The 26,329-nt window shown below is 61.2% G+C and carries 25 protein-coding genes; 16 read left to right on the forward strand and 9 right to left on the reverse strand.

What is annotated here, in order from left to right:
* Positions 1 to 68 precede the first annotated feature (68 nt).
* Positions 69 to 497 (reverse strand): CoA-binding protein, encoded by a 429-nt coding sequence (locus tag ACS4RS_RS22140; RefSeq protein WP_439009275.1) that lies wholly within the window; start codon positions 495 to 497, stop codon positions 69 to 71.
* A 118-nt stretch (positions 498 to 615) separates the two neighbouring features.
* Between ACS4RS_RS22140 and ACS4RS_RS22145 the strand changes: the two genes are divergently transcribed.
* Both ACS4RS_RS22145 and ACS4RS_RS22150 read left to right on the forward strand, forming a co-directional pair.
* A complete protein-coding gene (locus tag ACS4RS_RS22145) occupies positions 616 to 939 on the forward strand; it encodes a hypothetical protein (RefSeq protein ID WP_439009274.1) in 324 nt (107 codons plus the stop codon).
* A 477-nt stretch (positions 940 to 1,416) separates the two neighbouring features.
* Entirely contained in the window at positions 1,417 to 2,253 is an 837-nt protein-coding gene (locus ACS4RS_RS22150; RefSeq protein WP_449313822.1) for an EamA family transporter, read from the forward strand.
* Here ACS4RS_RS22150 and ACS4RS_RS22155 read toward each other — a convergent pair whose 3' ends face one another.
* Both ACS4RS_RS22155 and ACS4RS_RS22160 read right to left on the reverse strand, forming a co-directional pair.
* Entirely contained in the window at positions 2,254 to 3,078 is an 825-nt protein-coding gene (locus ACS4RS_RS22155) for an enoyl-CoA hydratase (protein ID WP_439009272.1), read from the reverse strand.
* Positions 3,079 to 3,175: 97 nt separating this feature from the next.
* Complete coding sequence (locus tag ACS4RS_RS22160; RefSeq protein ID WP_439009271.1) at positions 3,176 to 3,406, reverse strand: DUF1127 domain-containing protein; 231 nt, start codon at positions 3,404 to 3,406, stop codon at positions 3,176 to 3,178.
* A gap of 22 nt (positions 3,407 to 3,428) precedes the next feature.
* Here ACS4RS_RS22160 and ACS4RS_RS22165 point away from each other — a divergent pair, with 22 nt between their 5' ends.
* From ACS4RS_RS22165 to rpsI, 3 genes are all read left to right on the forward strand, one after another.
* Positions 3,429 to 4,379 (forward strand): LysR substrate-binding domain-containing protein, encoded by a 951-nt coding sequence (locus tag ACS4RS_RS22165; RefSeq protein ID WP_439009270.1) that lies wholly within the window; start codon positions 3,429 to 3,431, stop codon positions 4,377 to 4,379.
* Between the two features lie 329 nt (positions 4,380 to 4,708).
* Complete coding sequence (gene rplM, locus ACS4RS_RS22170; RefSeq protein ID WP_003573970.1) at positions 4,709 to 5,173, forward strand: 50S ribosomal protein L13; 465 nt, start codon at positions 4,709 to 4,711, stop codon at positions 5,171 to 5,173.
* Between the two features lies 1 nt (position 5,174).
* Positions 5,175 to 5,642, forward strand: coding sequence for a 30S ribosomal protein S9 (rpsI, locus tag ACS4RS_RS22175; RefSeq protein ID WP_439009269.1), 468 nt, complete (start codon positions 5,175 to 5,177; stop codon positions 5,640 to 5,642).
* A 301-nt stretch (positions 5,643 to 5,943) separates the two neighbouring features.
* On the opposite strand, the gene ACS4RS_RS22180 is transcribed toward rpsI, so the two are convergent.
* Positions 5,944 to 7,914, reverse strand: coding sequence for an SGNH hydrolase domain-containing protein (locus ACS4RS_RS22180; RefSeq protein ID WP_439009268.1), 1,971 nt, complete (start codon positions 7,912 to 7,914; stop codon positions 5,944 to 5,946).
* 376 nt (positions 7,915 to 8,290) lie between these two features.
* Between ACS4RS_RS22180 and cml the strand changes: the two genes are divergently transcribed.
* From cml to ACS4RS_RS22200, 4 genes are all read left to right on the forward strand, one after another.
* A complete protein-coding gene (gene cml, locus ACS4RS_RS22185) occupies positions 8,291 to 9,481 on the forward strand; it encodes a CmlA/FloR family chloramphenicol efflux MFS transporter (protein WP_439009267.1) in 1,191 nt (396 codons plus the stop codon).
* 261 nt (positions 9,482 to 9,742) lie between these two features.
* Positions 9,743 to 10,705: an agmatinase gene (gene speB / locus ACS4RS_RS22190; protein WP_439009266.1), complete on the forward strand. Its 963-nt coding sequence runs from the start codon at positions 9,743 to 9,745 to the stop codon at positions 10,703 to 10,705.
* 58 nt (positions 10,706 to 10,763) lie between these two features.
* Complete coding sequence (gene argC, locus ACS4RS_RS22195) at positions 10,764 to 11,696, forward strand: N-acetyl-gamma-glutamyl-phosphate reductase (protein WP_439009265.1); 933 nt, start codon at positions 10,764 to 10,766, stop codon at positions 11,694 to 11,696.
* Positions 11,697 to 11,700: 4 nt separating this feature from the next.
* Complete coding sequence (locus ACS4RS_RS22200; RefSeq protein WP_439009264.1) at positions 11,701 to 12,492, forward strand: TSUP family transporter; 792 nt, start codon at positions 11,701 to 11,703, stop codon at positions 12,490 to 12,492.
* A gap of 19 nt (positions 12,493 to 12,511) precedes the next feature.
* On the opposite strand, the gene ACS4RS_RS22205 is transcribed toward ACS4RS_RS22200, so the two are convergent.
* A complete protein-coding gene (locus ACS4RS_RS22205; RefSeq protein WP_439009263.1) occupies positions 12,512 to 13,615 on the reverse strand; it encodes a COX15/CtaA family protein in 1,104 nt (367 codons plus the stop codon).
* Between the two features lie 115 nt (positions 13,616 to 13,730).
* On the opposite strand from ACS4RS_RS22205, the gene ACS4RS_RS22210 reads away from it, so the two are divergent.
* Positions 13,731 to 13,940: a DUF2842 domain-containing protein gene (locus tag ACS4RS_RS22210; RefSeq protein ID WP_003573983.1), complete on the forward strand. Its 210-nt coding sequence runs from the start codon at positions 13,731 to 13,733 to the stop codon at positions 13,938 to 13,940.
* Positions 13,941 to 14,058: 118 nt separating this feature from the next.
* Positions 14,059 to 15,300 carry a GNAT family N-acetyltransferase gene (locus ACS4RS_RS22215; protein ID WP_439009262.1) on the forward strand — a complete coding sequence of 414 codons (1,242 nt, stop codon included), beginning with the start codon at positions 14,059 to 14,061 and terminating at the stop codon, positions 15,298 to 15,300.
* Between the two features lie 62 nt (positions 15,301 to 15,362).
* Here the strand turns inward: ACS4RS_RS22215 and ACS4RS_RS22220 are convergent, their stop codons facing one another.
* Positions 15,363 to 17,537, reverse strand: a complete 2,175-nt coding sequence (locus ACS4RS_RS22220) for a Wzz/FepE/Etk N-terminal domain-containing protein (protein ID WP_439009261.1) — start codon at positions 17,535 to 17,537, stop codon at positions 15,363 to 15,365.
* A gap of 191 nt (positions 17,538 to 17,728) precedes the next feature.
* On the opposite strand from ACS4RS_RS22220, the gene ACS4RS_RS22225 reads away from it, so the two are divergent.
* From ACS4RS_RS22225 to ACS4RS_RS22240, 4 genes are read left to right on the forward strand one after another with little or no spacing between them, the layout of a single operon-like run.
* Positions 17,729 to 18,304, forward strand: coding sequence for a polysaccharide biosynthesis/export family protein (locus ACS4RS_RS22225; protein WP_003573986.1), 576 nt, complete (start codon positions 17,729 to 17,731; stop codon positions 18,302 to 18,304).
* 3 nt (positions 18,305 to 18,307) lie between these two features.
* Positions 18,308 to 19,477, forward strand: a complete 1,170-nt coding sequence (locus tag ACS4RS_RS22230) for a glycosyltransferase (protein ID WP_439009260.1) — start codon at positions 18,308 to 18,310, stop codon at positions 19,475 to 19,477.
* 54 nt (positions 19,478 to 19,531) lie between these two features.
* Positions 19,532 to 21,097, forward strand: coding sequence for an undecaprenyl-phosphate glucose phosphotransferase (locus ACS4RS_RS22235; protein ID WP_439009259.1), 1,566 nt, complete (start codon positions 19,532 to 19,534; stop codon positions 21,095 to 21,097).
* On the forward strand, positions 21,094 to 22,326 hold the full coding sequence (locus ACS4RS_RS22240; RefSeq protein WP_439009258.1) for an O-antigen ligase family protein: 1,233 nt from the start codon (positions 21,094 to 21,096) through the stop codon (positions 22,324 to 22,326). The genes ACS4RS_RS22235 and ACS4RS_RS22240 overlap by 4 nt, the downstream gene beginning before the upstream one ends.
* A gap of 18 nt (positions 22,327 to 22,344) precedes the next feature.
* Here the strand turns inward: ACS4RS_RS22240 and ACS4RS_RS22245 are convergent, their stop codons facing one another.
* The 3 genes from ACS4RS_RS22245 to ACS4RS_RS22255 all read right to left on the reverse strand — a co-directional run bounded on the left by ACS4RS_RS22245 (position 22,345) and on the right by ACS4RS_RS22255 (position 25,534).
* Positions 22,345 to 23,175 (reverse strand): ABC transporter permease subunit, encoded by an 831-nt coding sequence (locus ACS4RS_RS22245; RefSeq protein ID WP_439009257.1) that lies wholly within the window; start codon positions 23,173 to 23,175, stop codon positions 22,345 to 22,347.
* Positions 23,175 to 24,068: a carbohydrate ABC transporter permease gene (locus ACS4RS_RS22250; RefSeq protein WP_449313981.1), complete on the reverse strand. Its 894-nt coding sequence runs from the start codon at positions 24,066 to 24,068 to the stop codon at positions 23,175 to 23,177. Before ACS4RS_RS22250 ends, ACS4RS_RS22245 begins: the two co-directional genes overlap by 1 nt.
* A gap of 131 nt (positions 24,069 to 24,199) precedes the next feature.
* Complete coding sequence (locus tag ACS4RS_RS22255; protein WP_439009256.1) at positions 24,200 to 25,534, reverse strand: extracellular solute-binding protein; 1,335 nt, start codon at positions 25,532 to 25,534, stop codon at positions 24,200 to 24,202.
* Between the two features lie 176 nt (positions 25,535 to 25,710).
* Here ACS4RS_RS22255 and ACS4RS_RS22260 point away from each other — a divergent pair, with 176 nt between their 5' ends.
* Positions 25,711 to 26,325, forward strand: coding sequence for a GNAT family N-acetyltransferase (locus ACS4RS_RS22260; protein WP_439009255.1), 615 nt, complete (start codon positions 25,711 to 25,713; stop codon positions 26,323 to 26,325).
* Positions 26,326 to 26,329 lie beyond the last annotated feature (4 nt).

The following is a 26,329-nucleotide window of genomic DNA, read 5'->3' on the forward strand; positions in this document are numbered from 1 at the left end:
CGGTGGAAAATCCGTCTCAGCGCACAGCAACTCAAGCAATGAGAATGCAATGAGAACAGGCAACGAGGTCAGGCGACAAGACGGGGATATTCGATCGCCGGGCAGCGGTTCATTACCACCTTGATGCCCGCGGCCTCCGCCTTTGCCGCTGCCGCGTCGTCACGCACGCCGAGCTGGGCCCAGATGATCTGCGGCAGCGGCCTCAGCGCCAGCGCCTCCTCGACCACCCCGTCCAGATATTCGGCGGCGCGGAAAACGTCGACCATGTCGATCGGCACGGGAATGTCGGCGAGCCGGGCATAGACGGTGCGGCCTTGGATCTGTTTGCCCGCCTGCCCCGGATTGACAGGAATGACCTCGTAGCCGCGCGACAACAGATAACCCATGACGCCGTTGCTCGGCCGGGCCGGATTGGGCGAAGCGCCGGTCAGCGCGATGGTCTTTACCGAATGCAGGATTCCGGCGAGATAGTCATCCGTGTAGCTGTCGTGGTTCATGTTCGCTTCTCCACTTGAAAAGCCGGTTGGCACGGCCCGCAGGTTTTTTTGCGTTTCAGTGAAACCGGCTGAGCACCTTTCCCGTATATATGAACAGGATACTCCTGAGGATGATTCGATGAAAAAAATCGCTCTTGCCCTCATTTTCGTGCTCGCCGCATCGCCGGCGCTAGCGATCTCGCGCTACAATCCGCTTGCGATGAGCTGCGCCAGCGTGCGCGCCGCCATCCACAATCAGGGCGCCGTCATTTTCCGCTATCAGTCTCCCCGCGGCCTGCCACTTTACGATCGTTACGTCCGCAACAGCAATTATTGCGATGCGACCGACTATGCGGAATGGACGCATATCCCCTCGAAAGACAATCCGCGCTGCCAGGTCCTGAACTGCCAGAACATAGACAACCTTGACGGGATGCTCTTCGTTCCGCATTATCAACTTTGATGGTTTCGCCGCCCTGACGGCCGCAGGAGCTGTGCGTCTTTCGCGCTTGCGAAAGGCACGCATTCAATCCCAGCGATGCGACCTCTCGAAGATTACTCAATCAGAAGCTTTAAAATCCCCTGTATGTCAAAGTTATAGAAGAACATCTATATATCAGCAGCATAGAATAAACGGTTGCCGCGCTCCGGCAGGTAGTTTCTCTTTTTGTTCCTTATATCACCACGTTCCGTTCCTGTATCCATTAGAAACATCTCATAGTTGAAAGGACCGCGTCGATTGAACGCATGTCGCGCGCACGTAGAAATTGCCTCGGCGCGCCACAATTGTGCCCATGCCGAAAGAATGCTATTCGACATATGAACGCGTCCGCGTCCGCCGCCGTGAATTTTCGTGCAAATCCCAGTTGTCTTTTCAGGAGTTTGAAACGCCGAAGGCGAGGCGTTTCCAGCGTCCCTCATCTTATCCGGATTTACTCCCTTGCCGCTCGACGTCATCCTGCTCGTTCTCTTCGGCGCATTGCTGCATGCGACATGGAACGCCATCGTCAAGGCGGGAAGCGATAAATCCCTCGATGCTGCATTGATCTCGGCCGGCGGCGCAGTTTCGGCGCTGCCTTTCCTGGCATTCCTGCCGCTGCCGCAAGCCTCTGCCTGGCCGTTCATCGGCGCTTCGGCCATTCTGCAATTCGTCTATTTCCAGCTGGTCGCCGCCGCCTACCGGGCCGGCGATATCGGCCTCGTCTATCCGTTGATGCGCGGCTGCGCACCGCTGCTGATCGCAGCGACAAGCGGTTTCATCCTGAAGGAAAATCTTTCCGCCGGCGCGCTTGCCGGCACAGTGACGATCTGCGCCGGCGTGCTGACACTCGCTCTGGAGGCGCGGCGCGGCAGCAGCCGCGCCGTCATGCTCTCGCTTGCCAATGCCTGCGTCATCGCCACCTACACCTATGTCGACGGCATCGGCGCACGCCTTTCCGGCAATGCGGTTTCCTACACATTGTGGATGTCGCTGCTGCCCCCGGTGCTGCTGTTTTCCTGGGCGGTTTCGCAACGAGGCACCATCGCCGTGGCGCGCCACGTCCGTCGCAACTGGTGGCGCGGGCTGATCGGCGGCGCCGGCTCGATCGCGTCTTACGGGCTGGCCCTCTGGGCGATGACAAAAGCCCCGGTCGCAACCGTTGCGGCCCTGCGCGAAACCGCGATCCTTTTTGCTCTGGTGATCTCGGTTACCGTCTTCAAGGAAAAAGCCAGCGTCTGGCGCTATGTCGCTGGTGTCGTCATCGCCATCGGCGGGCTGGTTCTGAAACTGGCGTGATTACTCGCCCTTCCATTCCGGCGTGCGCTTGTTGAGGAAGGCGCCGATCCCCTCCTCAGCATCCTGCGTCAGCATATTGTCGACCATCACTTTGGTAGCATAATCATAGGCTGCCTCGACCGGCAGTTCGAGCTGCCGGTAGAAAGCGTCCTTGCCGATCTTCAGGGTCAGAGGCGACTTGCTGGCGATCACTCCGGCATATTTGGCAACCACCTGCGCCAGATACTGCTTCGGCACGATGCGGTTGACGAGACCGAAATCCTTGGCGGTCGAAGCGTCGATCGTCTCGCCGGTCAAAAGCATCTCCATCGCCTGCTTGCGATGGGCGGCACGGGTAACCGCCACCATCGGCGTCGAACAGAACAGGCCGATATTGACGCCCGGGGTGCAGAATGTCGACGTATCCGTGCAGATCGCCAGATCGCAGGAGGCGACGAGCTGGCAGCCGGCTGCCGTCGCCAGCCCGTCGACCTCGGCGATGACCGGCTTCGGCAGATGCGCGATCTTCAACATCAGATCGGCGCAGAGCCGGAAGGCCCTCTCCAAGAAACCGGCCCCCTGATCTTCGTCGGCGCGATGGGCGGTGAGTTCCTTGAGATCATGGCCGGCGGAAAACACGTTGCCCGTCGAGGCGATGACGACGACGCGCACATCCGCATCCGATCCGGCCTTGTCGAGCTCGGCGATCAGCGCTTCGAGAAGCGCGATCGAGAGCGCATTGGCCGGCGGGTTGTTGAGCACGAGCCGCAACACTCCGCCCCGTAGAGAGCGGACCAGTAGCGCTTCCGCCCTGCCTGCGTCCGGGAAGGATACGATTTCGACCATGATGCTGCTCCCTACGCTCGATTTCCAGACGGACGTATTGCCACAAGGCGCCGGCAATTTCGAGCAGGATCAGCACTTTCCGCTGAGGCCGCAGCCGTTAAGACCAGAACCAGGACTTTGCTGCCTCTGTCCTCGCCTGGGCACGGGTCAGGCCAACATCGCGAAGCTCGTCCTCTGTGAGATCGCACAGTATCCGGCGGCTGCGGCGCTTTTCCAGGCGATGTTCGACCGCCGCGAGCAGCTGCCGGCCCAAGCGCGCCGTTGCGCGAAATTTCGATCGAACGATACCGCGCGGCGTCTCGAGTCTCTCGCTCAATTCCAGGGTCATCTCGTCTTCCTTTCTTCGACGGATGAAAGATGCGCTGGAGAATGCCGCGAAGGAAGCTTATGGATATTATGAGAAGGATAAGGATTTCTTTTGTATGGCGCTCAACCTCGATCAGCTCGCAACCCTCGTCAACGTCGCCGATCTCGGCAGTTTTACGGCGGCCGCCGACAAGGAAGGGCTGACGCAGCCGGCCGTCAGCCTGCAGGTCAAGGCGCTTGAACAGCGGCTCGGCGTCCGGCTGATCGAGCGCGTCGGACGGCGGGCGCAGCCGACCGCGGCAGGCCTCGATCTGCTGGCGCATGCAAGACGGCTGCTACAGGAGGCGGCCGCCGCTGAGGAAGCGATGATGCCGTATAGGGATGGCGCCAGCGGCCGCGTGCGCATCGGCAGTGGCGGCACCGCGTCGATCCACCTGCTTCCTCGGGCCATCGCCGCCGCCCGCAAATCCATGCCAGGCCTGGAAATCACCGTCCATATCGGCAATGCCGACGACATCTTGCGCGATCTGGAGGCCAACAGCCTCGATATCGCCGTCATCGCGCTGCCGGCCTCAGGACGGAACCTTGAGATCGAACCGTTCTACGAGGAGGAATTGCTGGCCGTCGCGCCCGCCGGCAGCCGCATGCCCGATGACGGACCGGACGCCGCTTTCATGCGCGAGAGGACGCTGTTGCTTTACGAGGGCGGCAATACGAGACGGGCAATCGACGCGTGGCTGGCCGCACCGGACACCCGGATCCGGCCGGCCATGGAGTTCGGCAGCATCGAGGCGATCAAGGAACTGGTGGCCGTCGGGCTCGGCTGGTCGATCCTGCCGGGGCTGGCGGTGAAGCGCGATCGCGCCGGCCTCGTGACGACATCATCGCTGCAGCCGAAGCTCACACGCCGGCTGGGCATGGTTCTGCGCCGGGACAAGCATCTGACCCGCGGTCTTCGCGAAATGATGAAATGCCTGCGCGCGTTCGAGGGTTAGCGGCTGCTTTCGACTGTGGCAGGCTCTTTCAAGTTCGGCAGGTCAAGTCCGCGACGGGCGACGCGAAAACGTCCGATACGCCAGCTTCCAGCCCGATAAATGTAAGGTATCACAATACCACATACATAACTTATTGTTTTTGCTTGTAATTTTTTCCATGCATTGGGGAGATCAATGTTGACCCCATGTCACATTGCCTTTATACACCGCCGCAGAACGCAGCCTATCCGGGCTGCTTTCTTTTTGGCATGCCGAAAGCCTGTCAATCCAAGCAACAAGAAACGCCCTTCAAGCCCTCGGGCCAAGGGTCTCAAAAGAGAGTATTCACTATGGCAACCTTCTCCCAGAAGCCTGCAGAGGTGGAGAAGAAGTGGGTGATCATCGACGCCGAAGGGCTGGTCGTTGGCCGTCTCGCTTCCATCATCGCTATGCGCCTGCGCGGCAAGCACAAGGCAACCTTCACGCCCCACGTTGACGACGGCGACAACGTCATCGTCATCAATGCCGACAAGGTCGTTTTCACCGGCAAGAAGTATTCCGACAAGGTCTACTACTGGCACACCGGATTTGCCGGCGGCATCAAGGAACGCACCGCACGCCAGATCATCGAAGGCCGCTTCCCGGAGCGCGTCCTCGAAAAGGCCGTCGAACGCATGGTTCCGCGTGGCCCGCTCGGCCGTCGCCAGATGAAGAACCTGCGCGTCTACGCCGGCTCCAACCATCCCCATGAAGCCCAGCAGCCGGTCGCCCTCGACGTTGCCGTGCTCAACAAAAAGAATGTAAGGAGCGCCTGATATGGCTGACCTCTCCTCCCTGAAGGATCTCGGCACGGCTACCGAAGCTGCTGCTCCGGCCCACGTCCGCAAGGTCGATTCGCTCGGCCGCTCCTACGCAACCGGCAAGCGCAAGAACGCCGTCGCCCGCGTCTGGGTCAAGCCGGGCTCCGGCAAGATCATCGTCAACGGCAAGGAATTCGCGGAATATTTCGCCCGTCCGGTGCTGCAGATGATCCTGCGCCAGCCGATCGTTGCGGCTGCCCGTGACGGCCAGTTCGACATCATCGCAACCGTCGCCGGCGGCGGCCTCTCCGGCCAGGCCGGTGCCGTTCGCCACGGCCTGTCCAAGGCGCTCACCTACTTCGAACCGGGCCTGCGCTCGGTGCTGAAGAAGGGCGGCTTCCTGACCCGCGACAGCCGCGTCGTCGAACGCAAGAAGTACGGCAAGGCAAAGGCCCGCCGCTCCTTCCAGTTCTCCAAGCGTTAATCGCTCGGACAGACGGAATTTACGAAGGCCGGGGCAACCCGGCCTTTTTTTGTTGTGCAATCGTCTTTTGACAAAAGGGCAGAGCCATCGTAGCGCTGCGCGCTCTTCAGCATCCCAAAAACATGTCGCCGCAAAACCGTGCAGCGGTTCCTGTGGTAACGGCAGGGCCCATACAAAAGCAGAAGCAGCGCGTCTGAAAGATTGCGACGCGCCTTGCCGGGAATTGCCTAAACACAAGGACGAGAGTGGTTCTGCGCTTCCGTGAAAAGTTGAACCGCTCCAGCTCTTCCGGCGACTTGCATCAGTCGGAAGAGAGCGCTGCCATGCCGTTCCCATCCGTCATGCCGTCTCGCCTGAGAGTGACCAGGATTTCGTCGGCGACGGCTTCGGCACCCGCCGTTGTGAAATGCACCTTGTCGGAAATGAACGGCTTGCCTTCACGCGCCAGATCGCATCGCCCCATCTCTCTCCCGCAGAAAATCCTCGCCGGATCGACACGCAGGACATGCCTGTCTTTGGGGTCGTCGAGATAGGTGTAGGAAGGCGCCGATTGCTGGAGAAATTCATCCTGGGCGATCGTGATCGTCGGCGACGGCGTGCCCTTGTGCATCAGCTTTGCGACCTTAGCGGCGATCGCCGTGTCGCCGCGCGGATGCGGATAGACGATGACGACACGGATACCGGCCGATGTCAGCGCACCGACGGTTCTGTCGAAAGCATCCCTCAACCTCTGCCCTCCGTCCAATGTCGCGACTTCGTCGCCCTTGAACATATAGCGCGACTGCTCGAAAAAGATCTTCCAGGAGGCGGCCAGAAAGACCGTGTTCACCTTGCTCTTGACCAGATAGTCGATGGCCGCAGCATTGAAGGCGCCGCAGTCGCGTGCCTGATGGGAAACCATGGAGACGTCGGCAACCGGCGCACAGAAGCTGTGTGTGATCTGCTGCAGGCCGATGTTCATGCTGTCCAGGCGCTTGGCCAGTGCCGGCGTCAGCGACGATGCCAGGGAATCTCCGAGAATTGCGTATGTCTGCGCGTGGCTGCCGTTGAATATACAGTCGTCAATCGGCATCGCATCCCAGCCCGACGAGCCCTCGAGTAGGCAGGTCTTGCTCCAATCGTTGTCCGCCATGAATTCCTTGATCGGCGCCGGCAGGCGCCATGGAATGCCGCGCGTCTCATGCCCGTAAATACCGAAGGCGATGAAGGCTGCCAGCATCAGCGAAACCGATGCAACCAGGCTGCGGGTGTACGGCAGCAATCGGCGTGCCCCCCTGCGGAACGGCTGCTCGACGAAACGCCACGAGACATGGGCAAGCACAAGAGAAAGACAGGCGAGAGCGCCCATCACGACAAGCGGGGGCGGATCGATGCTGCGGATCCGCGCAAAGGCAAAAAGCGGCTGGTGCCAGAGATAGGCACTGTAGCTGATCTGCCCGATCATGGTGAAGGCGCGAGTCGAAAGCAGTGCCGCCACTAAGGTTCCCTGTCTCGCATAGAGCAGCACGAGCATCGCGCCAACCACAGGAACTAAGGCGAGTGTGGAGGGAATGGGCGAGGTTTCGTCGAAATAGAAGACTGAGAAGACGATCATGCCAAACCCGAGGAGCGACAACGGATCGCTGCCGCGCTTCTGCCCCTTCAACTGCATCAAGCTGCAGATCGACCCGGCCAGAAACTCCCAGGCCCGCGAGGGCAGGAAATAAAAATTGGCCGAGGGAAAGACGCGCGACGCCCACTCGCTGTAGGCAAGGCTGGCACAGGCGATCGCAACCAGGACTGCAAAGAGCCAGCCCGGCCTGCGCTTCCACATGGCCATGACGAGCAGTGGAAAAAACATGTAATATTGCTCTTCGACGGCGAGGCTCCAGATGTGGAGCAGCGGAACCTCTCCGGCCTCCGGCGCGAAATAGCCACTCTTGAACCAGAACAGGAAATTGGCGCCGGAAAGACTGGTGGCGATCAAGCTGTCCGAGAAGGCGCGAAACTCCTCCGGCATGATCCACAGCCAGGCGAAGGGCAGACAGCACAGGACTACGAGAAACAGGGCCGGCAGGAGCCGGCGGGCGCGGCGCTCATAGAATGCCGCCAGCGAGAAGGTGCCGTTGCGCATTTCCTCAAGGAGGATCGAGGCGATCAAAAAGCCGCTGATCACGAAGAAAACGTCGACACCGATGAAGCCGCCGCTGAAGAAACTGAAGCCCGCATGAAACAGAATAACGGGCATCACCGCGGCCGCCCGCAGGCCGTCAATCTCTCTTCGGTAAATCACCTAAATATTCCCAAAAGTATAATGTTCGTGCCGGCTATAAGGAGCAGAATCTGCAACCCGGCCTTGCATAGGCAGTCGCGGAATTTTCTGCAAGTATTACTTTTAGAAAAAGCTTGACTAAACCACAGCTTTTACCCAGATGACCGGCGCAGGAGGAGCGCTCTGTTGCCGATCCCCGCTACGCTGCTAGACAAAGGCAAAGCGCTTCGGGAATGCGCGGAGCCGCAACCAAGGTCGCATCATGGGAACCACCAATTCCGCAGACACGTAAGCCGCAACAACTTTGCGCTGTTGTTGCGGCATCTGTCCGGCCAATCCCGATCCTGACGAAAAGACAGATCGCCGCCGAATGAAATCATTTGAGCGGATCTTACCCATGTCTTATCCGAAAATTCCGTCCTGGACTTATTCCGTGCCGGCGACGTTGTTGCTGATGGCTCCTTTCGACGTCCTGGCCTCGCTTGCCATGGACATCTATCTGCCGGTCGTCCCGACCATGCCGCAGGCGCTCGGCACGTCGCCTGCCGTCATTCAGTTGACCCTCAGTCTCTACATGCTTGTGCTCGGTGTCGGGCAGATCGTCTTTGGACCCATCTCCGATATCGTCGGGCGGCGGCCCGTTCTGCTCGGCGGGGCGGCACTCTTTGCCGCTGCATCCCTCCTGCTTGCCGGAACCTCATCGGCCTCTCTCTTCATGGCCCTGCGATTGCTGCAGGCCATCGGAGCCTCAGCAGCGCTGGTCGCCACCTTCGCAACGGTGCGCGACGTCTATGCCGAGCGCCCGGAAAGCAGTGTGGTCTATAGTCTGCTTGGTTCCATGCTGTCCTTTGTGCCCGCATTCGGGCCGATCGTCGGAGCGGTGATCGCGGATCGTTACGGGTGGCGAGCCATCTTCGTCGTCATCGGCGTGCTTTCGGTCGCCGCAATTCTCAACGCCGGCATGCGGTGGCATGAAACCCGCCCTGCCGGCGCCGCGGCGACCATCTCATTCCGGCCGATTCTGGCGAGCTTTCCGTTCTGGGTCTATACAGGCGGCTTCAGCGCGGCGATGGGAGCCTTCTTCGTCTTCTTTTCGACGGCACCTCGCATCTTGATCGATCAATCCGGCTTTTCCGGCATCACCTTCAGCTTCATCTTTGCCTCGGTGGCTTTGGTGATGGTCGTGACGGCGCGCTTTGCCAAAGGCTTCGTCACGCGCTGGGGTTTCGCAGGCAGCCTTGCCAGAGGCATGGCGATGTTGCTTCTCGGCGCCGTGATGCTTGCCGCGGGAGAGATGTTTCTGCAGGCACCCCTCATCGGCTTCGTCCTGCCGATGTGGATCATCGCGATCGGCATCGTCTTTGCGACGGCGGTCACCGCCAATGGTGCGCTCAAGGCGTTCGACGATACCGCCGGAACGGCGGTGGCGCTCTATTTCTGCATCGAAAGCCTGCTGGTCGGGGTCGCAGGCACCTTGTTCGTCGTATTGCTCGACGGCGACACCGCCTGGCCGCTGGCAGCTTATGCCGCCGTGACGGCGCTGATCACCCTTGCCGGATTGCGGCGGCTTTCGTGCAAGACAGCCTGACGAACTCGCTGCGGAAAGGCGGCCGCTCGAAAACCAGGAGCGGCCGTCAAGCGAAGCATCGCTTGAAATCTCGCCCCACCTCGCCTACCCCTTTCCTGCCCCGAAAGGAAACATCGGTTCCGTTCGGGAGATCAGGCAAACCTGACCGTCCGGAGCAGCCTATTTCGTCGCCCGGCGGTTTGGTCGTGACCGGTGACCGGCCGATATAAGGCCGACATCGAACGCGACTATGGTTTAGCGCCCATAGAGAAGGAGCCCCTCTTGGCGAACAAGTCCATTGATCATGCCTTCACGGCGACCAGCCTCACTTCCGCCGCCAGCGACCCGACCTTTGCCGGCGCGCTGTCGTTCATGCGCCGCCGCTTCACCAAGGAGCTCGCCGGCGTCGACGTGGCCGTCTGGGGCATTCCCTTCGATGCGGCGACATCGAACAGGCCGGGCACGCGCTTCGGGCCGCAGGCGATCCGCCGCGCTTCGGCAATCTTCGACAATGATGCGCAGTATCCCTTCAACCGCGATCTGTTCGCCGAGATGGCCGTGATCGACTACGGCGACTGCCTGCTCGACTACGGCAATCATCAGGACACGCCCGATGCCATCGAGCGCCAGGCGAATGTCATTCTCGACAGCGGCGCCTTCCTGCTGACGCTCGGCGGCGATCACTACGTCACCTGGCCGCTGCTGAAAGCCCATGCGGCAAAACACGGCCCCCTGGCCCTTGTGCAGTTCGACGCCCACCAAGACACCTGGTTCGACGAAGACCGGCGCATCGACCACGGCTCCTTCGTGGCGCGGGCCGCCCGCGAGGGTATCATCGATCCCGACCGCTCGATCCAGATCGGCATCCGCACCCATGCGCCGGAGGATTGCGGCGTCAATATTCTCTACGGCCACCAGGTCGAGGAGATGAGCGCCGGCGATATCGCCTCGGCGATCATCTCGCATACACGCGGCGCGCCTGCCTATCTTACCTTCGATATCGATTGCCTCGATCCGGCCTTTGCGCCGGGCACCGGCACGCCGGTAGCCGGCGGACCGTCGAGTGCCAAGATCCTCTCGGTGCTGCAGCGCCTACACCAGCTCGATATCCGCGGCGCCGATATCGTCGAGGTATCACCACCCTACGATCATGCCGATATCACCGCCATTGCGGGGGCAACGGTGGCGATGTATATGCTGGGGCTTCATGCCGAGCGACGCGCCATCGCCGTGTCACAAGGCTGACCTATCATCTCAAAGTGACTCCGGAAACCTCCTGAACCCATTGAAAGCGCAGGTTAACATGGCACCGAAAATCTTCATCGACGGCGAACACGGCACGACGGGTCTGCAGATCCGCACGCGCATGGCCGGCCGCCGCGATGTCGAGCTTCTGTCCATTCCCGAAGCCGAGCGGCGCAACGCCGCCATGCGCGAGGACATGCTGAACAGCGCCGACATCGCCATTCTCTGCCTGCCCGACGACGCGTCCAAGGAAGCAGTGCAGATGGTGTCGGCCAACAACAATGTCCGTGTCATCGACACTTCGACCGCCTTCCGCGTCAATCCCGGCTGGGCCTATGGCTTTGCCGAAATGGACAGCGCACAGGCCGAGAAGATCAAGGCCGCGCGTTTCGTCGCCAATCCCGGCTGCTATCCGACAGGCGCGATAGGCCTGATCCGGCCGCTGCGGGCCGCCGGCCTCCTGCCGGATGGTTATCCGGTGACGGTCAATGCCGTTTCCGGCTATACTGGCGGCGGCAAACAGATGATCGCGCAGATGGAAAACCCGGATCACCCGGATGCGATCACCGCACCGCATTTCCTCTACGGCCTGCCGCTCACCCATAAACATGTGCCAGAAATGACCGTGCACGGCCTGCTCGATCGCGCGCCGATCTTCTCGCCGTCGGTCGGCAAGTTCGCGCAGGGCATGATCGTGCAGGTGCCGCTGCATCTCGATGACCTCGCCGAGGGCACGACGATGGAGAGCGTCCACGCCGCCCTCGCCGCCCATTATACCGGACAGGACATCGTCACCGTCGTGCCGCTTGCCGAAAGCAAGGCGCTCGCCCGCGTCAACGCCGTCGAACTCGAAGGCAAGGACACGATGAAGCTCTTCGTCTTCGGCACGCCGGGCGCGTCGCAGGTCAATCTGGTGGCGCTGCTCGACAATCTCGGCAAGGGCGCCTCGGGTGCCGCCGTGCAGAACATGGACCTGATGCTCGCCTCCTGACGTCATGACGCTCGATGCGCTTATCGCCGGCGTGCACGCCTGGTTTGCCGCCGCCCTGCCCGACCATGGAATCTATGCGCTGATGGCGTTTGCCTTCATCGCCGGGCTCGCCCGCGGCTTTTCGGGCTTCGGCGCCGCATTGATCTTCATTCCGCTCGCCGGCGCAATCGTCGGTCCGAAGCTGGTCTCGCCGATCCTGCTCGTCATCGACGGCATTGCCACATTGGGCATGATCCCGCCCGCCTGGCGCCGGGCCAACCGGCCCGAGGTCTTCGTCATGGCGACCGGGGCCGCACTCGGCGTGCCGGCCGGCACGGCGATGCTGGCGCTGCTCGACCCGCTGCTCCTACGCTGGAGCATCACCATCATCGCGATCGCCCTGCTCGCGCTTCTCGCATCGGGATGGCGCTATCACGGCGCGCCTTCGGCTCCGCTCAGCAGCGGCGTCGGCCTGATCGCCGGGCTTTTCAGCGGCGCCGCGCAGCTTGGCGGCCCACCTGTCGTCGCTTACTGGCTTGGCGGCAAGACCGACTTCACGCGCGTCAGAGCGAATGTCGTGCTCTATTTCTCGATCTCGTCCGTCTTCAGCGCCATCAGCTATTATGTCGGCGGATTGTTCGTGCCTGCCGTCTTCGCGCTGACCGCCGTCATCCTGCCGAGTTACGCGTTCGGGCTCTGCGGCGGCTCGAAACTGTTCGGGTTCGCGGAGGAACGTACCTTCCGCATCGCCTGCTACATCCTAATCGCCGCCGCGGCGATCATCGGCATGCCGCTGCTCGATGGCGTGCTGCGTTAGACTGGTTTACGACACCGCTTCAGTCGCGCTCCGCAATTGCCGTTCCATGCGGGTATTCGCCGTAAAAACCGCGCCAGTTGGCAACGGCGAAACCGAAAACCACCAGGGCGCCAGCCTGATGCAACAGGCCCCAGTGAAGCGGTACCTGCATCAACAGTGTGGCGATGCCGATTGCCGCCTGCAGCGTCACCAGTGAGAAAAGCACGACGGCGCGGCGGGCATGGGTGGTCCAGGGGGCGGCGCGAAGCGCGATCACCATGTTGATCAACGCCAATGCGAAGAGCGTATAGGCGCCGACGCGGTGGATGAATTGCACCGTCTTCGGGTTCTCGAAGGCATTGATCCAGAAGGGCTGCTGGATCAAGAGATCCGACGGGATGACGGCACCGTCCATCAGCGGCCAGGTATTGTAGGAAAAACCGGCGTCGAGCCCCGCCACCAGCGCGCCGAGATAGATCTGGAACAGCGCGAAGATGGCGATCGCGGCGGCAAAACCGCGCGAGCTGCGGGCCGGCGCCGGATCATTGGAATGCGGTGAGAGCCCGCGCATGATCCACATGCAGCCGGCAAAGATCAGGCAGGCCATGACCAGATGCGTCGCCAGCCTGTACTGGCTGACGTCGGTCCGGACGGAGAGACCGGAGGACACCATCCACCAGCCGATAAAGCCCTGCAGGCCGCCGAGCGCCAGGATGCCGACGAGCGGCCACCGCAGGCGCTTTTCGATCCGCCCCGTCAGCCAGAAATAGAGGAGCGGCAGCGCGAAGATCACGCCGATGCCGCGGGCGATCAGCCGGTGCGCCCATTCCCACCAGAAGATGCCCTTGAACTCGTCGACGGTCATGGAACTGTTCAATTGCTGAAATTCGGGAATGCGCTGGTAGAGGCGGAATTCCTCCTCCCATTCGGCAGCCGACAACGGCGGGATGACGCCGTGGATCGGCTTCCACTCGGTGATCGACAGGCCGGAATTGGTCAGCCGCGTGGCGCCGCCGACGAGCACGAGACAGAAGAGCGCCAAGAGCACGAAACCAAGCCAGAAGCGCAAGGCGCGGCGGTCGCGGTTCTGCTTGCGCACTTCGCTCAGAATCGCCTGTTCCGTGGTCGGGTTTGCGACGGCCATGATGTCTCCTTCTATCCGGCAGTTGATTTGCCCCACCGGCTCATGCAAAACAAGCCCCGAACCTTTGCGGCATGCCGTCGCGCCGGTCCGCCCCGTCCCTGCCGAGAGAAAATTGATGCCCGTCCGCCTCCGCAAATTCATCGGCACGATCCTCATCATCGTGCTCGTGCTGGTCTATGCGCTGGTGGCGAATACAATCGCGGTGGCAACGCTCGGCAACGCGCCCTGGTGGGGGCACCTGCTCTATTTCCTGCTCACCGGTCTGCTGTGGGTCTTGCCGGCGATGGTGATCATCAAATGGATGGCCGGACCGCGGCAGCAATAGGCCATTAACGGCCGAATAACCGTGATCGGCGGAAAACCTCGCCCATCGCGTGCGAGTAAACCAAATATACGTCCTGCATTCCTACCTTCCCGTTCAGCATTCTTGACCGGAGAAAACCGTGCAGACGCAAAAGCTCGATGTTCATGAACAGCAGTCACAGGACGGGGTGCTGGCCCAAACGGCCATTTCACGCCTGCGCGAGCTGAGCATGAAACTCGCCATGGCCGAAATCGACATCAGCGTTTTCGACGCGATGCAGCCGCTGGAGGACGACTGGCGGGCGCTGGAGCGCGACAATCTCCAGTCCCTGCATCAGAGCTACGACTGGTGCGCCGCCTGGGTGAGCGCCTTTCAGCGACCGCTGGCGATCCTCAAAGGCACTCATGCCGGCCAGACGGCTTTCATCCTGCCGGTCGAAATCGTCAAGTCGCGGGGGCTCGGCGTGGCGAAGTTCATCGCCGCCGACCACAGCAATATCAATACCGGCCTGTTTTCCCGAAATTTTGCCGAAAGCGGCGGCAGCATCGACGCCGAGAAGTTCGCGGGGCAGCTTCGGCACGCCTTGAAGGGCCGAGCCGATCTGCTGCTGCTGCAGAATATTCCGCTGGAATGGCGGGGACGACAGACCCCGCTTACCGGCCTGCCAATGGTGCAGAACCAGAATCATGCCTATCAGCTGCCGTTCTTTCCCGCATTCGAGGAGACGCTGAAGCAGCTCAACGCCAAGAACCGGCGCAAAAAATTCCGCGTTCAGTCGAAACGCCTCGAGGCGGCAGGCGGCTTCGAATACCTTGTCCCCGAGACATCGGAAGAACAGCACCGCCTGCTCGACATCTTCTTCCAACTGAAGAGCGCCCGTTTCGCCAGCCTCGGCCTGCCCGACGTCTTCGCAGACAAGGAAACGCAGGCCTTTCTGCACGGTCTGATCGACACGCGGGATGACGGCAGGCAATATTTCGGGCTTCAGATGCATGTGCTGCGGCTCAAGGGCGAGAATGAGGGCCGGATCGCCGCGATTTCAGGGATTTCGCGCAAGGGCGACCATATCATCTGCCAATTCGGCGCGATCGATGAGGAACTCGTGCCGGATACCAGCCCCGGCGAATTCCTCTATTGGCAGACCATCTCGGGATTGCATGGCAAGGGGGTAGCGCTGTTCGATTTCGGCCTCGGCGACCAGACCTACAAGCGATCCTGGGCGCCTGTCGAGACCGCGCATTACGACGTGGTGCTGCCGGTCTCGCCATTCGGTGTTCTTGCCGGCGCCGCGCACCGGATCGTCACCCGCGGCAAGGCGTATATCAAGGCCCGCCCGAAGCTCTATAAATTCACGCAGAGCATCCGGGCACGCATCGGCTAAGCGGTCTGTATGTTACGCATGTCGTTGCCGTAAAACCGCTGCACACTTTTGCGCGACATGCTTTAGGCAGCCTGGCCGAGCGTCTGCTCAGCCCCTTCTCCGCCCGACATCAGCACGACGCGCTCGTAGCCGGCAGCCTGGAATTCCGTCATCAGGGTCACGAAAATGGTCTCCTCGATCTCCGGCAGGGAGAGGATGATCTCGACATCACGGCTGCGGGTCAGCCGCGAGACGCCGGCGACATCGGCTGAACCGCATTCGACCACCACGAGGTCATAGGCAGCGGCAAGCGCATCGAGCAGTAGCGACAGCCGGTCGACACCGCGCATGGCGCGGCGCACGTCGCTCTGGCCCTGGGGGATCAGATGGGCGTCGGAAAGACGATCGCTGTGGATCGTGTCGCCGAAGGCGGCCTCGCCGCAGAGCAGATCGGTAACACCAGGAGCGGCCTGGTCCTCAGCCATTAGTTCCGTGGGGTAGCCGGAACCGGTCATGTCGATCAGGATGACGCGGCGGCCGGCATCGGCAAGCATGCGGGTCAGCAAAACCGTTGCCGCCGAGCCATTGTCACCGGTCGGAGATATTGCGATTGCCAGCGGCGCGCGGCTGCCCGTGAGATAATCCGCAACGGAGGCGACGGAGAATTCATTGTCGTCTTCCGGCAACTCCTCGGCGGCCTCGGTGTCTTCGATCGCATCCGTTTCGTCTTCGTCGCCGACAATGGCGAGCATGCTCGGCTGAATGGGCTTTCTGACGGCAGCGACAACCGGAGCGGCCGGCGGCGCAATCCTCTCCTCGACGACGGTTTCCGCCTCGATCGTCTCAGAGGTCGCATCGACGGGACGGAGCGCCCGGCCGCTGAAAAGTTCAGCCAGCATGGTGACGATGGCGCTCAGGATCAGCGTGGCGACGGCAGCGACGACGACGATCGGCACCACCTTCGGGAAATAGGGATCGACCGGCTCGATGGCCTTGGAAACGATACGGGCATCCGCCGGGCTCGAATTGCTGTCGGCGCGGGAAGCGGCTTCGCGGTAGCGCACCAGATAGGTTTCGAGCAGCTGGCGCTGGGCGGTCGCCTCGCGCTCCAGCGCATTGAGGCCGACCTCGTCCTCGCCGGCGCGGGCGCTGTTGGCCTGCACTGTGTCCGACTGGCGCTCGAGCTCGCTCGCCCTTAGATCCGCTACCTTGGACTCGTTCTCGATGCTCGTCAGAATCTTCTGCGTCTCCTGACGGATCTGGGTGCGGATGTCGGCGAGCTGGGCGCGCAGGCTTTTCAGCCGCGGATGATTGTTGAGAAGGCTGGTCTGCAGATCCGATATCTGCGACTGGAGGCCGGATTCCGTCGCCTTCAGCCGCTGGATCGCCTGGGACGACATGATGTCAGGCAGCGTGTCGGAGGCCTCGCCCGAAGACAGCGCATTGCGCACCGCCTGCGCCCTCGCCTCGGCATTGGCCTTGTCGCCGCGCACGCGGGTCAGTTCGGCGGAGATATCGTTCAGCTGCTGGGCGGGAAAGGTGGTGGTGCCGTTGGTCTGCAGCAGCCCGTGCGAGGTGCGGTATTCGGCGACCTTCTTTTCGGCTTCGCTGACCTTGCGGCGCAGGCCTTCGATCTCCGGCTCCAGCCAGCGCGTCGCTTCCGAATTGGAATCGAGCTTGGCGCCGCTCTGGGTCGAAAGATAGACATTGGCCATGGCGTTCGGAATGGCGGCGGCAAGCTTCGGGTCCTTGGAGGTGAAACTGATGCCGATGACGCGTGAACCCGGCACCTGGTAGACCTGCAGACGTTCGACGAAAGCGTCGATCACCCGCTCTTCCGGCGGGTTCTCCATCGGGTTCTTCTTCAGATGCAGCTTCACCATGATACTGCTCATCGCCGAGCCGTTGGCGGCATCGTCGAATTCCGGCAGGTTATAAAGCTTCAGGTCGTTGATGACCTTCTTCAGAAGATCGGCCGATTGCAGCAGCTGCACTTGGCTGGCGATATTCAGCTCATCCATCAGCGGGCCGGCGCCGGCGTCGTTGACCTGCTGGGTGCTGGCGAAGGCCGGCGCGCGGGGTTCGATCAGGATGCGTGTTTCGCTGCGATATTGCGGCGACATGATCTTGGCGCCGGCAAAGGCGATGCCCGCCCCCGCAAGCGTAATCGCCAAAATCCTGAGCCGCCGCGCCCAGACGGCGCGGACCAACTGGCCGAGGTCGATGTCCACATCCTGATCACGCGCTACGCCGGACATGCTCTTACTCCACAACAAATGTGCCGCAAGCGTAAACGACCATGGTAACTCAACGGTTAATGGCAATCTTGCCGAGTAATAAGCGACGGCCTGTGAAGGAACTCAGGAATTTGCAAGCGGCCTTTACCGGGCATTAACCCTAACGGATTGATAACGGCTCTACCGAGTTCATTTTCTGTGAGCACCAACGGATGTCTGTCGTCCAGCCCAAGATCCTTTTGGCCCTGAGCCTTGCAGCCATGACGGCGGCATTGGGCGGTTGCACGACATACAAGCCGGCTCCGAAGGCCTTCAACGAGGCGACCATCCAGCCCTATACGCTGGACAGTGGCGACCGGCTGCGCGTTACCGTCTTCGACCAGCAGAGCCTGACGAACACCTATACCGTGGATCAGGCCGGCTATATCGCCTTCCCCCTCATCGGCCAGGTCCCTGCCCGCGGCCGAACCCTGCAGCAACTCTCGGGCCAGATCGCCCAGAAACTGCAGCAGGGCTATCTTCGCGATCCTGATGTCACCATCGATGTCGATCGCTATCGTTCGATCTTCCTCATGGGCGAAGTCGGCCAACCCGGCCAGTATGCCTATGTCCCCGGCATGACCGTGCAGAACGCCATTGCGGTCGCCGGCGGCTTCACCAGCCGTGCCAACCAGAGCATGGTCGACGTCACCCGCAAGATCAACGGACAGGTGCTGACCGGCCGCATCAACATATCGGGGCCGATCATCGCCGGCGACACGATCTACGTTCGCGAACGGCTTTTCTGAGCGATGACAACACAGAAGCCGCTCCGCATCCTCCATTGCTTCAGATCGCCGGTCGGCGGAATTTTCCGCCATGTCCGCGATCTGGTCGAGGAGCACAGCAAGGCCGGTCATCAAGTCGGCATCCTCTGCGACAGCTCGACCGGCGGCGAATATGAGGACAGCCTGTTCGACGATATCCGTCCCTATCTGTCGCTCGGCCTGACACGCGTGCCGATCCGGCGTTCGATCAGCCCGTCCGACCTTGCGACGATGTGGGATACATACAAGAAGATCAAAAGTTTGCGGCCGGATGTGCTGCACGGACACGGCGCCAAGGGCGGCGTGCTCGCGCGACTTGCCGGCTCAGCGTTGCGGGTGAACAGGTATCGCGTAGCCCGCCTCTATACCGCGCATGGCGGAAGCCTGCATTATTCGCGCTCCTCGCTCAGCGGACAATTCGTCCTGAGGATGGAGCGCCTGCAGGAATATTTCACCGATGCGCTGGTCTTCATCTGCGAATATGAGCGCGACACCTATGCGCGCAAGGTGGGTAAGCCGCGGACGAAGACCAGACTGATCTACAACGGCATCGCCGAGCGCGATTTCGAGCCGATCCCCACCCGCTCGGATGCCGTGCACTTCATCTATGTGGGTATGCTGCGGGACCTCAAGGGTCCCGATCTGTTTGTCGATGCCTTCGCCAAGACCGAGCGGCTGCTCGGCAGGCCGCTGTCGGCGCTGATGATCGGCGACGGACCGGATCGCGACCGCTACCGCGAGATGATGGTCGAGCGCGGCCTCGGCAAGCGCATCGGCATGCTGCCGGCGATGCGGGTCCACGAAGCCTTCTCCATGGCGCAGAACCTCGTCGTTCCCTCGCGCGCCGAAGCCATGCCCTATATCGTGCTCGAGGGACTCGGCGCCGGCAAGACGATCATCGCCAGCCGTGTCGGCGGCATTCCCGAGGTGCTCGGCGCCGACAGCGCAGCCCTTGTGGAGGCAGGAAATTCCGACGATCTTGCCCGCGTCATGGCGGAGACGCTGAGCACGCCCGACTGGCACGCCAAGACGATGCCGAAGCCCGAGGCGGTGAAGGCGGTGTTTTCCTCGGCCGTCATGGCGCGCGATGTCTTGAAATTGTACCATGAGCTCGTTGATCCGGCCGCCGGACGAGCAATGCCCGCCGCCCCGTAAATATTTCTTAGGGGCTTTCTGGTAATTCGCTTGGTGACAACGAGCGAAAGCCCCATGAACAAGCTGGAAAAAGGCGATCAATTCGACGTGGAAGCACTGCGCAAGCAGGTCTCCGACATCGAGGTGCGCAGTGATGCGGGTCAGGAAAAACCGTCCGACCCGACTGAAATCAATCCCTATGCCCGGCAGATCGCCGAACAGTTCCGTGACGGAACCAAGTCGCCGGTGATCATCATCGGGCAATTGCGGCTGCTGGAGTTCCTGGCGCTCTTCGCGATCGCCCTGATCGCCCACTATTTTTGGCCCGGCGACGGCAACGATTCATCGCTGGTGCGGACCGGCATGGCGGCGATCGCCTCGGCCCTGACAGTCATCGGCCTGCAGCTCGGCGACACCTACACCATTCCGGCACTTCGGGCCAAGCTCCGGCTGATCCCCCGCATCCTGGGGTCGTGGACGGTCGCGCTCCTCCTGACTGTCGGCCTATTCGCTCTCATTCGCGGCAGCACATGGGCGATGGTCGTCGACGCCTATCTGCCCTGGTTTGCGGCTGGCGCGCTCTTCCTGGCGGCCGAGCGTTTCCTCGTCGCTTACGGCATCCGCAACTGGGCACGCAACGGCATCATGGAGCGCCGCGCCGTCATCGTCGGCGGCGGCGAGCCGGCCAAGGAGCTGATACGCATCCTCGAACAGCAGGATGACAACGACATCCGCATTTGCGGCATTTTCGACGACCGCGGCGAAAAGCGCTCGCCGATCATGGTCGCCGGTTATCCGAAGCTCGGAACCGTGGCCGAACTGGTCGAGTTCGTACGATTGACGCGCATCGACATGCTGATCATCGCTCTGCCGCTTTCGGCCGAGGCGCGTATCTACGACCTTTTGAAGAAGCTCTGGGTTCTGCCGGTCGATATCCGCCTTGCCGCGCATGCCAACCGGCTGCGCTTCCGGCCGCGCGCCTATTCGCATGTCGGCACGGTGCCGATGCTCGACATCTTCAAGATGCCGATCCGCGACTGGGATTCCGTCGCTAAGCGCGGCTTCGACATCTTCTTCACCGTGATCGCGCTGGCGCTGCTGTGGCCGCTGATGGTCGCGACCGCCATCGCCATCAAGGCGACCTCCGAAGGCCCTGTTTTCTTCATGCAGAGGCGCCACGGCTTCAACAATGAAATCATCAACGTCTTCAAGTTCCGCTCGATGTACACCAACATGTCCGACCCCACAGGCAAGGCCGCGGTGACCAAGGGCGATCCGCGTGTCACTCGCGTCGGCCGCTTCATCCGCAAGACCTCCATCGACGAATTGCCGCAGCTTTTCAACGTGCTGAGGGGCGAGCTCTCGCTGGTCGGCCCGCGCCCGCATGCCGTTCTCGCCCAGGCCCGCGATCGCGCCTTCGGCGATGTCGTCGAGGGTTATTTCGCCCGCCACCGCGTCAAACCCGGTGTCACCGGCTGGGCGCAGATCAACGGCTGGCGCGGCGAAGTAGACAATGACGAGAAGATCAAGTTCCGCACCGCCTACGACCTTTATTACATCGAGAACTGGTCGCTCTGGTTCGATCTGAAGATCCTGTTCCTGACGCCGATCCGGCTGCTCAACACGGAAAATGCCTATTGAGCGCGATCGAGGCGACATATCCCCGTGTCGCCCAGCCGCAGCGGATGACGCTGCGCCTGATCGGCTCGGCTTTCGTCGCCTTCGGCGTCTTCCTCTCCGGTTTCGTGATCGACGAGCCGGCGCCCTACGAACTCTGGATGGCGGGACTGATCGGCCTCTGGTTCATCCTGGGCCTCAGGATTTCGCGGAGCGTCGCACCGCTGCTTGCCCTGCTGCTCACCTTCAACATCGGCGGCATGCTGTCGCTGACGCAGATGAAGGATCTGGCGACCGGGCCGATGTATGTCGCGGTCTCGACCTTCCTGGCACTGACGGCGGTCTTCTATGCCGCGATCATCGAGGACAGTCACAAGCGGCTGCCGCTGATCTTCAACGCCTGGACCTTCGCCGCCGTCGCCACCTCATCGCTCGGCATACTCGGTTATTTCCACGCCTTTCCGGGCGCGGAAGTCTTCACGCTCTATGACCGCGCCAAGGGCGCCTTCCAGGATCCGAACGTCTTCGGCCCCTTCCTGGTGCCGCCGTCGCTCTATCTCGTTCACGGCATCCTCGTCGGCGACCTGAGGAAATCGCCGCTGAAGGCCCTCGCCCTGCTGGTGCTTGCGCTTGGCATCTTCCTGTCCTTTTCCCGCGCTGCCTGGGGGCTCTTCGCCCTCGGCGTGGCGCTCCTGATCTTCATCATGCTGCTCAAGGAGCGCAGCGGCGCCTTTCGCCTGAGGGTGCTGGTGCTGTCGCTGGCGGCGATCATCATGCTCGTCGCCTCGCTGCTGGTGGCGCTGCAGATCCCAAAGGTCGCCGAACTGTTTTCGGCGCGCGCTCAGCTGGTGCAGCAATATGACGGCGAGCATCTCGGCCGCTTCGAACGTCACCGGATCGGCTTCACCATGATGATGGAGCGCCCGCTCGGCATCGGCCCGCTGGTGTTCGGCACGATGTTTCCCGAGGACGAGCACAATATCTGGCTGAAATCACTCACCACCTATGGCTGGCTCGGCTTCGTCAGCTATGTCGGCATGCTTATATGGACGCTGGCGCTCGGCTTCCGATACCTGCTGCTCGACCGGCCGTGGCAGCCCTTCCTGATGATCGCCTGGATTTCGGTCCTCGGCCATGCGACGATCGGCAACGTCATCGATATCGACCACTGGCGCCATGTCTATCTGCTGCTCGGCACGGTCTGGGGGTGCGCAGCCCTTGAGGTGCGCCACAAGCGGGGCCGGAGGCCATAGCTTCCGGCACGTCGCTGGCTATTTGGTCGCGCCTGCCGTCAGGCCGGCAATAAACCGCCGCTGGAAAACCAGATAGGTCAGAATGAGCGGGAAAATGACAATCACTGCGCCCGCGGTCAGAACCGGCGTGTTGACGGTGTAACGCCCCTGGAAGAACAGCATGCCGAGGGGCAGCGTCCGATAGGCGTCGTCGTTGACCAGGATGAAGGGAATGAGAAACTCGTTCCAGGTCCAGATGAACAAGAACAGCGCCAACGTCGACATTGCTGGTATCATCAGCGGGATGACGATCTTGCGCAGGATATAGAAGCGTCCGGCGCCATCGAGGACCGCCGCTTCGAGAACCTCCTCCGGCAATTGCTGCATGGCACTGGCGAGGAAGATCGTCGAGAATGGTATCGACATCGCGATCTGCGGCACGATGAGAGCCGCATAGGTATTGATCAGCCCGAGATAGCGCATTTCATAATAAAGCGGGATGATGAAGGCCTCCGCCGGCACCATCATGCCGAGCGTCAGGATCGCAAACAGCGTGCGTCGGAACGGAAATGACAGGTAGGCGAAGGCAAAACCGGTCAGCAGGCCCAAGAAGACGCTGACGGCAACGACGGGTATGACGACGACGATCGAATTCCAGAAGTAAATGTTGAAATGCCCGGCATTCCAGGCATCGACGTAATTTTCGAAATGCGGATAGGCCGGAAGGGCGAATGCGCCTTTCAGGACGTCAGCCTTGCTCTTTATCGAGGTCAGCAGCAGGAGCAGGAACGGGGTGATCGTTACGAAAGCAAGAAGCCAGAGTACAATGCGAAGGAAGAGCGCGGCGGGGATGTTGGACGAGCGGCCCATCAAGCCATTCCTTTGCTTCTTGAGCCCACCAGCCGGTGAATTGCATAGTTGATTGCGAATGTCAGCAAGGCGCCGACAATGGCGATGGCGGCCGCGGCACCGAACCGATTGAGCTCGAAGCCGAGCTGATACATATAGATATTCGGCACGAGCGTCGCGTTGGCGGGTCCACCCCGGGTCATCGTGAAAATCAGGTCGAAGCTTTTGATCGAGGCTATGACCGTCAGAAGCAAAACCACCCTGATCTCAGGCAGGAGAAGCGGCAGCGTTATCCAGAAAAAGGTCTTCCGCGCCGACGCGCCGTCGACCTTGGCAGCGTCGAACAGGGACGGGTCGATGCGCTGAATTCCGGTGAGGAAGATGACCATGCAGAAACCGAAGAAATACCAGGTCGCAACGATCCCGACCGCCGGAAGCACAAAATTGAAATCTCCGAGCCAAGGTAACGCGAACCGGCCCAATCCTATCGCTCTCAGAAACTGATTGAACGGGCCGAATGCAGGATTGTAGAGCCATGCCCAGATGATGCCCAGCACTGCAGTCGGCATGATGTAAGGCAGGAACAGGAACGTTCTGAGGGCGAGTTGTTCGCGTTGCTTCAGATTCCACACACAGGCGGCAAGCGTTATGCCGAACACGAGCGGCAGGACGCAGTAGAAGATCATCAACTCGGCATTGTTGCGCAAGGCAATGTAGAAACGGCTGTCGGAAAAGAGATCGGCGTAATTGCCGAGGCCAACCCATCTCGGCATCGTCAAGCCGTCCCAGCTGGTCAAGCTCAAACCCAAGGCCGCAACGATCGGCCCAAAGACAAAAGCCGTATAAAGCAGCAATCCAGGCAATAAATAGATGAAATTGGTCTGTTGCGAGCCATCCAGTGCGGAGCGTTTCATCCAGTACTCCATGAAGCCAAAGCTCTGGTCATCGCACAGCAAGCCGTGAGCTCGCAGCGCTCATTTTAACGTGATGGATAGGACGCCGGTCGAACCGCTCAGTGAGCGGTCGTGACCGGCGTCCGCACTTCTTATTTCTTATCCTTCAAATAGGCCTGATAGTCCTTGTCCATGGCATCGACAAAGGCTTCGGGCGTGATCTTGCCGGACAGGAGAAGTGGCGTGTTGTCGTCGATTGTCTTCAGCATCGTCGGGCTCGACCAATCGGGGTAATGGCCGAGCGCATCGTTGGCGTTGAGTGTCTTCCACATCTCGATGCCTGAGGTCAGGAGCGGCGTGAGCTTGGGCTTGGCATCCGCCGGGAGCGATGTTGCAGGAAGATAGCCTGCAGCGGCCCAGCTTTCGGCGGCCTTTTCGGACACCATATAGTCGATGTACTCGCCGGCCAGGTCCTGCTTCGCCTTGTCTTTGGCGAGGCTCGTTATCGCCCAGGCAAGATCCACACCGCCGACACTCATGGGTTTGGAAACACCCTTCGGCGCGGGGATGGCCATGAAGCCGATATCCGGGTTGTTTTGCATGTCGCCGAAGTACCAGGTTCCGGAGATCAGGAATGCGCCCTGCCCTGATATGAACAGCTGGACGGCGTCGTCACCCGAGATGCCCTCGAAGCCGGGGTAGAAATAGCCGCCCTGCGCCCATTGCTGCACGAGTTTGGCCGATTCGATGTTGCCTTTGGTGTTCCAGGAGCCGCCCTTGCCGTAGATCAGGTCGTCAAGCTCGGCGCGATTGGCCGCGTCGATATGCGCTTGATCGATGGCGCCGATCATATGCAGGGCAAGATGCTGCTTGGCCGAGCCCATCATGAAGGGCGCAACGCCTTTTTCCTTCAGCTTGTCGAGGTCGGCCAGAAGCTCCTCGAAGGTCTGCGGCAGCGCCACGCCGGCGTCGTCGAGGATCTTCTTATTGTAGTAAAGGCCGACGATCTCGCCGAGACCTGATATGCCGTAGGTCTTGCCGACCCCGAACTTTGCCCCCTCCCAGCGGTCTCTGGCCAGCACGGAATCGGACTGCCGCTTATCCCAGCCATATTTCTTGATGTACTCGTCGACCGGCAGGAGCAAGCCTTCCTTGACCATCGCGCCCATGTCGCCGGCGCCCTGGTTGACCTTGGTGATGACGGGTCCATCACCTGCCGAAACTGCAAGCTTCAGCGTCAGCTTCATGTCATCGAAAGTGCGCGCGGTGCGTTTGATCGTGACACCGGGATGCGCGGCTTCGAAATCCTTATTCAGTTGCTCGATGACCGCGCTCTGGCCTTCAAAGGTCTGGTCATCCCACACGGCCAGATCGTCGGCCAGGGCGGCGGAAAGGCCGAAACTCATAAGCGCCGCGCCGGCAAGCGCGACAGCTGCTTTCAATCGGTATGCCGGCAGTATGCTGATCGATTTCACGGTTCTGTTCATCTGCTCCACCTCATTGGTTTATTCTCCACTCCCCGTCCGGGCCTCGCACCTGGCGCCGGCCGAACGTTTTCTTCCCCCAGAGCTTTGCCTGGTTGGCGAATCTGAGGTAATCGTCACTGCATCGGCCCTTCTCGCGATCCAGAATGACAAAGCGCCACGCAGGAGGTGGCAAGACGATGGACAGCAACTGCTTCATCCGCCCGGCGATTGAAGCCGATATCGACGCTCTTTTCGACATCTGCCTGAGAACCGCCAATGGCGGCGAAGATGCCAGCGCGCTTTACAGCGACCCGCATCTGCCCGGTTACATCTGGTCGGTACCCTACCTGAAATTTGCCAGAGACTTTGCCTTTGTTCTGGTTCAGGGCAACCGGCCGGTCGGCTATGTCGTCGGGACGCCTGATACCGGCGGGTTCGACAAAGACCTGAAAGCCAACTGGTGGCCGTTCGTCCGCCACCAGGTTTCCGGGCTGACGCCCAGCCGTCCGCGCGACGCCGACGTGCTCGAACGAATTCAAAATCCGCGCAGCGGAACGACGTGGCTTCAAGACGACTACCCGGCGCATCTTCACATCAACATTCTTCCTGGACTTCAGGCCGGCGGCTGGGGGCGCAGGATGATCAGCACCGAGCTTGACGCGCTCCGCAATCATGGGGTTGGAGCGGTGCATCTCGGTGTCGATCCGAACAACGAACGCGCCAGAGGTTTCTACCGTCATCTTGGCTTTTCCGAACTCGAACGCGATGGCTCCGTCGCCTTCGCCATGCGGATCGATAAGGCATCCGAGTAGAACC

Source organism: Rhizobium sp. F40D2, assembly GCF_051810745.2.
Taxonomy (GTDB): Bacteria; Pseudomonadota; Alphaproteobacteria; order Rhizobiales; family Rhizobiaceae; genus Rhizobium.